Source organism: Mycobacterium sp. (assembly GCF_047975165.1).
Taxonomy (GTDB): Bacteria; Actinomycetota; Actinomycetes; order Mycobacteriales; family Mycobacteriaceae; genus Mycobacterium.
The window spans coordinates 26550-33773 of record NZ_JBKECZ010000044.1; the positions used below are offsets into that span (position 1 = coordinate 26550).

General features: G+C 65.7%; 4 protein-coding genes, 1 tRNA gene and 1 pseudogene. 4 read left to right on the forward strand and 2 right to left on the reverse strand.

The window, feature by feature from the left end:
• Positions 1–4: 4 nt before the first annotated feature.
• Positions 5–78: transfer RNA gene (locus ACK5M9_RS04475), tRNA-Arg, on the reverse strand.
• A 187-nt stretch (positions 79–265) separates the two neighbouring features.
• Here ACK5M9_RS04475 and ACK5M9_RS04480 point away from each other — a divergent pair.
• From ACK5M9_RS04480 to ACK5M9_RS04490, 3 genes are all read left to right on the forward strand, one after another.
• Positions 266–1519 (forward strand): alpha/beta hydrolase fold domain-containing protein, encoded by a 1254-nt coding sequence (locus ACK5M9_RS04480; protein WP_416891987.1) that lies wholly within the window; start codon positions 266–268, stop codon positions 1517–1519.
• A 217-nt stretch (positions 1520–1736) separates the two neighbouring features.
• On the forward strand, positions 1737–3203 hold the full coding sequence (locus tag ACK5M9_RS04485) for a wax ester/triacylglycerol synthase family O-acyltransferase (protein ID WP_416891988.1): 1467 nt from the start codon (positions 1737–1739) through the stop codon (positions 3201–3203).
• A gap of 68 nt (positions 3204–3271) precedes the next feature.
• Positions 3272–4951 carry an HAD-IB family hydrolase gene (locus ACK5M9_RS04490; RefSeq protein WP_416891992.1) on the forward strand — a complete coding sequence of 560 codons (1680 nt, stop codon included), beginning with the start codon at positions 3272–3274 and terminating at the stop codon, positions 4949–4951.
• 55 nt (positions 4952–5006) lie between these two features.
• On the opposite strand, the gene ACK5M9_RS04495 is transcribed toward ACK5M9_RS04490, so the two are convergent.
• The gene (locus tag ACK5M9_RS04495) at positions 5007–6326 is read right to left on the reverse strand and encodes an APC family permease (protein ID WP_416891993.1); all 1320 of its coding nucleotides are present in this window, start codon (positions 6324–6326) and stop codon (positions 5007–5009) included.
• Between the two features lie 305 nt (positions 6327–6631).
• On the opposite strand from ACK5M9_RS04495, the pseudogene ACK5M9_RS04500 reads away from it, so the two are divergent.
• Positions 6632–6802 (forward strand): annotated as a pseudogene (locus ACK5M9_RS04500) (spermidine synthase); the annotation flags it as partial.
• Positions 6803–7224 lie beyond the last annotated feature (422 nt).

Here is a 7224-nt window from a genome sequence, read left to right on the forward strand (position 1 = left end):
CCAGTGCCCCCGGCACGACTCGAACGTGCGACCTAGGGATTAGAAGGCCCTTGCTCTATCCACCTGAGCTACGGAGGCAATGCGCAGGTCAGTCTATATAACCGCGCGGAATCGAGTAGCGAGGGCGACACGGCAGGCTGGGATAGTCTCGGGGTCCCCCAGAAATACGTTATGGTGTGAGCCTCGACACACGTACAACACTGGCCGGAAATCGGTCGTCAACCGCAACGATGCGTGTGCCTGACGTCGAGAGGTGTGCTTCACCATGACCAATGTGGCTTCGAGGTGCTCGGAGGCGGGTGCCGAGGTATTGCGCCAGGGTGCGCAATTCGCGGCCGGCGCCAAGGATGCCTACCGCGCCGGTTCGGTCCTGCTGCGCGGGTCCCCAACCCTGCTCGGCTGGGCGGCTGGCTGGCTGGCTACCGAATTTCCTCCGCACGTTGTGTCAGGACATTTGTTGTCGCGCGCCGCACCCCGGGTGATCAACCGGATGGGTGCGGCGTGGGCCGCGCAGCGCGCCGGTGAGGTTCTGGCCGAAGCACTCGAGCACTCGTTCGGTAAAAACTTCCGGGACATGGTGTTTCACCCCGACACGGACTCGTCCGCAGTCGCTCGTCCGGGCTTGCTGCCCAACCCCGTCGCAGGTCCGCACCGTCGCTACGCGTCGCAGACATCCAACATCTCCTATGGTCCGGGCGGCAACGAACACCTGCTCGACATCTGGCGCCGCCCGGATCTGGCCCCGGGCCATCGCGCTCCGGTGCTGGTGCAGGTCCCCGGTGGCGGCTGGACCATCAACGGCAAGCGTCCCCAGGCGTACCCGCTGATGAGCCGGATGGTGGAACTCGGCTGGGTCTGCGTCTCGATCAACTACAGCAAGAGCCCGCGCCGCAAGTTCCCCGCACACATCATCGACGTGAAGCGGGCCATCGCCTGGGTTCGCGAAAATATCGGCGACTACGGTGGCGACTCCGACTTCATCGCGATCACCGGCGGGTCGGCCGGCGGGCACCTGGCTTCGCTGGCCGCGCTCACACCCAACGACCCGGCGTTCCAGCCCGGTTTCGAACATGCCGACACCACGGTGCAGGCGGCCGCGCCGTACTACGGCGTCTACGACTTCACCGACTTCGAGAACAGCCACGAGCTGATGCTGCCGTTCCTCGAAGAATTCGTGATGAAGGCCCGTTACCAGGATCAACCGGAGAGCTTCACCGCCGCGTCGCCGATCTCCTACGTGCACAGCGACGCTCCGCCGTTCTTCGTCCTGCACGGCGAGCGGGATGGACTGGTGCCCTCCGGCCAGGCGCGCGCGTTCTGTGCGGCGCTGCGCGGCGCCGGGGCAGCCACGGTGTCCTATGCCGAGCTCGCCAACGCCGACCATGCGTTCGACCTCACGCCGACGGTCCGCTCCCGGGTGACGGCCGATGCCGTCGCCGACTTTCTCGGAGTCGTCTACGGTCGGCGCGAATGTGCGTTGTTGGATTCGATGGCGCGGTCGGCTTCTTCGGCCAGCTGATCACCGCTTCCCCAGGTACCCGCTTCGTCGGTAGTTTCGTCGGTGTACACCCGGGGCGCGTGGCGTTGAGGCGCGCCGGTCACTTTCACCGCCGATGGAACGCGACTAGCGTTTGAGGGGGCGCGCCGGTACGGGTGCGCGGATTGCGGAGGCGGACAGCAGGAGGTTCGATCAACGGTGAGGTGTCGAGTTGCCCGGGGTTCGTGGGGACGTGACCATGGCTGATTCCAGCGGGTATTCGGATATTCTGGGCCCGGTCGATTATTTGTTGCACCGCGGCGAGGCGAATCCCCGCACGCGTTCGGGGATCATGGGGCTGGAACTGCTGGACCGCACACCGGATTGGGGCCGTTTCCGTGCCCGGTTCGAGAACGCGTCGCGCAAGGTGCTACGGCTGCGACAGAAGGTCGTGGTCCCGACGTTGCCGACGGCCGCTCCGCGCTGGGTTGTCGACCCCGACTTCAATCTGGACTTTCATGTGCGACGGGTACGGGTGTCCGAACCCGGCACGTTGCGGGAGGTTTTGGATCTCGCCGAAGTGATCCTGCAGTCGCCGTTGGACATCTCGCGGCCGCTGTGGACGGCGACGCTGGTCGAGGGTCTGGCCGACGGGGCGGCCGCAACGTTGCTGCACCTCAGCCATGCCGTGACCGACGGGGTGGGCAGCGTCGCGATGTTCGCCGAGATCTACGACATGGAGCGGGAGCCCCCGGCCAGGCCGGTGCCGCCGCTGCCCGCCCCGGAGGAGCTGACCCCCAACGACCTGATGCGTAAGGGCCTCAACCTTCTGCCGTTCACGATCGCCGACGGTGCGAGGGGTGTGTTGTCGGAGCTGGTTTCGGCGGCCGGCCGTGTCGCCGCGGACCCGGCCTCCGCGGTCGTCGGCGCCGTCGGCTATGCGGTGTCGGGCGCGCGGGTGCTGAACAGGGCGGCTGAGCCGTCACCGCTGCTCCGCCGGCGTAGTCTGACCAGCCGTACCGAGGCGATCGACCTACGGCTTTCCGATCTGCACAGGGCGGCGAAAGCCGGTGGCGGTTCCATCAACGACGCCTACCTGGCCGGCCTGTGCGGGGCGTTGCGGCGCTACCACGAGGCCCTGGGCATGCCGATCACCACGTTGCCGATGGCGGTGCCGGTCAACCTCCGTTCCGAAGGCGATGCCGCCGGCGGCAACAATTTCACCGGTGTCAACCTGGCGGCGCCGGTCGGAACCGTGGACCCGGTGTCGCGCATGAAGAAGATCCGCGCCCAGATGACCCAACGTCGTGACGAGCCCGCGATGAACATCGTCGGGGCGATGGCTCCGGTACTGAGCGTGCTGCCGTCGGCGGTGCTCGAGGGCATCTCCGGCTCGGTGGTCGGCTCGGACGTCCAGGCCAGCAACGTCCCGGTCTATCCGGGTGATACCTTCATCGCCGGAGCAAAGGTGTTGCGGCAGTACGGGATCGGCCCACTTCCCGGGGTTGCGATGATGGTGGTGCTGATATCCCGCGGCGGCTGGTGCACCATTTCGGTGCGCTACGACAGGGCCTCGGTGCAACACGATGAGTTGTTCGCCAGATGTCTGCTGGAGGCTTTCGACGAGATTCTCGCCCTGGCCGGCGATCCGCCACCGCGCGCGGTGCCGGCGTCGTTCTCCGTCGAACTCGGCGATGAGACCTCGCGATCGGTGTCGGGTTCGTGAGCGCCGGGGGCGACGAACTCGCCGGGAAATCCAAGGATCTGCGTCTGCCGGGTTCGGTGGCCGAAATCATGGCCAGCCCGGCGGGCCCCCAGGTCGGTGCATTCTTCGACTTGGACGGAACACTGGTAGCCGGTTTCACCGCGGTTATCCTCACCCAGGAGCGCCTGCGCCGTCGCGACATGGGCGTCAGCGAACTGCTCAGCATGGTCCAGGGATCGCTCAGTCTGTCGTTGGGGCGCATCGAATTCGAGGAACTTATCGGTAATGCCACCATGGCGTTGGCCGGACGGATGCTGAGCGACTTGGACGAGATCGGCGAGCGGTTGTTCAACCAGCGGATCGAGTCCCGGATCTACCCGGAGATGCGGGAGCTGGTGCGTGCGCACGTTGCCCGCGGTCATACGGTGGTGCTCAGCTCGTCGGCTTTGACCATCCAGGTGAATCCGGTGGCCCGCTTCCTGGGCATCGACAACACCCTCACCAACAGTTTCGAGATCAACGCGGACGGAATTCTCACCGGTGGCATATTGCGGCCCATTCTTTGGGGGTCGGGCAAAGCCACTGCGGTACAACGGTTTGCCGCCGAGCACGACATCGACCTCAAGGACAGCTACTTCTACGCCGACGGCGACGAAGACGTCGCACTGATGCATCTGGTCGGAAATCCTCGGCCTACCAATCCCGAAGGCAAGATGGCCGCCGTCGCAAAGAAACGTGGCTGGCCGATCCTGAAATTCGACAGCCGAGGCGGATTCGGGCTTGAGCGACGAATCCGGACGCTGGTCGGTGCAGGCTCGATGCTGCCCGTGGCGGCGGGTGCGGTCGGGCTGGGCCTGCTGACGCGCGATCGTCGTCGTGGGGTGAACTTCTTCACGTCCAATTACTCCCAGTTGCTTTTGGCCACATGCGGTGTGCACTTGAATGTCCTTGGGAGAGAGAATCTCACAGCGCAGCGTCCGGCCGTGTTCATCTTCAATCACCGAAACCAGGTCGACCCCGTCATCACCGGAGCGCTGGTGAAGGACAACTGGGTCGGGGTGGGCAAGAAAGAACTCGAACGCGATCCGATCATGGGTCCCATGGGCAAACTGCTCGACGGGGTGTTCATCGACCGGGATGATCCGGCTTCCGCGGTCGAGACGTTGCACACCGTGGAGGAACGCGCACGCAACGGCCTGTCCATCATGATCGCACCCGAAGGTACGCGGCTGGACACCACCGGGGTCGGGCCGTTCAAGAAGGGCCCCTTCCGGATCGCCATGGCGGCTGGAATTCCCATCGTCCCCGTCGTCATCCGCAACGCGGAGATGATCGCATCCCGCAACTCGACCACACTGAATCCCGGCACCGTCGATGTCGCGGTATTCCCCCCGATCCCGGTCGATGATTGGACGGTGGATACGTTGTCCGACCGTATAGCCGAGGTCCGTCAGCTCTACCTCGACACCCTTGCGGACTGGCCGATCGACGCGTTGCCCGAATTGGACTTGTACAGAAGGAAAAGGTCGGCCAGGAAGACCAAATCGTCGGCCGCCAAGAAGGTTTCCGGGAGGAAGGCTGGGCTGACGAAGGCTGGGGCGAAGAAGGTTCCGGTCAAGAAGGCTCCGGCGAAGAAGGCTGCGGCGAAGAAGGCGGCGGCGAAGAAGGCGGCGGTCAAGAAGGTTCCCGCCAAGAAGGACCCGGCGAAGAAGCCTGCTGCCAACCGGACGTCGACGACGACCAAAGGCAACTCGTCCACCCAAGGTTGAGTCCGTCGCGAGCGTAACCGGGTTGCGATTTTCCCCGCCTGTGATCGCCGTGACGTTACGCTCGCGGATCGGGAACGTTCGGGCGGTAGATTGCGACGCCCGTGCCGAGCACCGCCAGACCGGAGCCGATCGAGGAAAGCGGCAGCGCGAACGCCAGCGAAGCACATCCGAGCAGGCCGAGCACCGGGATCCACCGCGGTGGTCGGCCCTCATCGTCGCGCAGCGTCAATGCCGACGCGTTCGCGATCGCGTAGTAGGTCAGCACCCCGAAGGAGGAGAAGCCGATCGCGGACCGCACGTCGATGCTGGCAGCCAGGACCGTGACCACGATACCGATGAGAAGTTCGGCGCGATGCGGGATTCCGAATCTCGGGTGCACCGCAGCCAATCGGTGCGGCAGGTGGTGGTCTCGCGCCATGGCGAACGTGGTACGCGACACCCCCAACTGCAGTGCCAGCAGCGCACCCAGCGCCGCAACCGCGGCCCCGACTCGTACCACCGGGATCAGCCAGGACACCCCGGTGGCTCGCGCCACCTCCGACAGTGGCGCGCCGGCCGCACCGAGGCGGTTCGGACCCAACACCGCGAGTGCGGCCACCGCCACCAGGGTGTAGATGGTCGAGGTGATGCCCAGGGCGACCGGGATTGCGCGGGGAATGGTGCGGGCGGGTTCGCGGACTCCCTCGCCCAGGGTAGCGATCCGGGCGTACCCGGCGAATGCGAAGAACAGCAACCCCGCAGCCTGCAGCACCCCGGCCGGCGAAACAACGGTCACGTGCAGCCGGGCGGTGTTCGTCGCGCCGGACGTCCACCCCGCGACGACGATCATGGCCAGCACCCCCGTTACGGCGATGACGATGGCCCGGGTCAGCCAGGCGGATTTTTTCACGCCGGCGTAGTTGACCGCCGTCAACGCACCCACCGACGCCGCGGCGACAGCGTGAGCGTGCGCGGGCCACGCGTAGCAGCCGACCGTCAGTGCCATGGCCGCACATGAGGCACTCTTGCCCACCACGAATCCCCAACCGGCCAGGTAGCCCCAGAAATCTCCCAGCTGTTTGCGCCCGTACACATAGGTGCCGCCGGAGGCCGGATACCGTGCGGCCAGCCGCGCCGACGAGGTCGCGTTGCAGTAGGCCACGGTCGCAGCCAACGCCAGCCCGATCAGCAACCCGGATCCCGCTGCGCGGGCGGCCGGACCGAGCGCGGCGAAGATCCCGGCTCCGATCATCGATCCCAGCCCGATCATCACCGCGTCGGTGGTGCCGAGGCGGCGTTCCAGGGTCGCGGGTTCGGTCTTCGACTCGCCGTGGCCAAGTGGAAGCCGGCGTCTTCCGCGCACCCATGCGTCTACGACTTTGAAGGGGTTTTCCATACCGGTCAACGATCTCATCCGGGGAAGTCGGGCTCTGGTGGCGTTGTAGTGGGTGTCTGAACTGAGGATTTGGGGCGCAACAACGCCGTGTCCTGTTTACGTTTTGGACTGATCAAGGTTCAAGACTGGCAAGAAGAACGACGTTGCGCACATCCAGGGTATTGGTGAGCACGCTCCCAGGCCAGGACACAGTCGTCGAGAAGATTGTGGTCGAGACCGAGAGTAGCTGTGGGTGTAGTCCGGCGACCAGCGAGGTGCTGGTGTTTTCGGTGCGCCCGAGAGCATCTCAGGCGGGCCGGTGCTCCCTCCAGCCGGTGCCGGCGGTACCCGGAGATACTCCGCAGCTGCGGTTTCTCGACCAGCAGGTGCTCGATGCGGCAACGGTTTTCCCCGACGATGTGCGGCAACGCCGGCTACCGCCGTCGACCCTGGATCATCCCCGCATCGTCGATGACATGCGCCGGGGATACGACTAGGGGTCTGGTGCCATCCAGAGTCGAGCCAGGTGTTCAGTCTGCGCCAGTGGCGGAATCACCCTCGCTGACTCTGCGCTCAGGGCACCGCCTACTCGCACTTTCGCGCCGTGGGCACAGAGTCAGCGTCACCGCCGCCCGGGCGCCCGCCCCCTGCACGTTCACTCTGCACTCAGGGCGGGGTCCACTCGCACTTTTGCGCCCTCGGCGCAGAGTCAGTGGGCCAGGCTTGCGTCCAACGGTGGTGTCGATGCGTTCGGCCTCGGCCAGGAGCAAGAGGACCCTGCCGTGGTCGAAATCATCGGGCACGCCACATGATCCCACCATCCCCCGGATAGGCCGGGCACTCCGACCGACGTGTTGGTGACCCAGCCGTGGAGCCCGACGTCGAGGCGGTTGTGGCTGATGATCTGTCAATGGTCAAG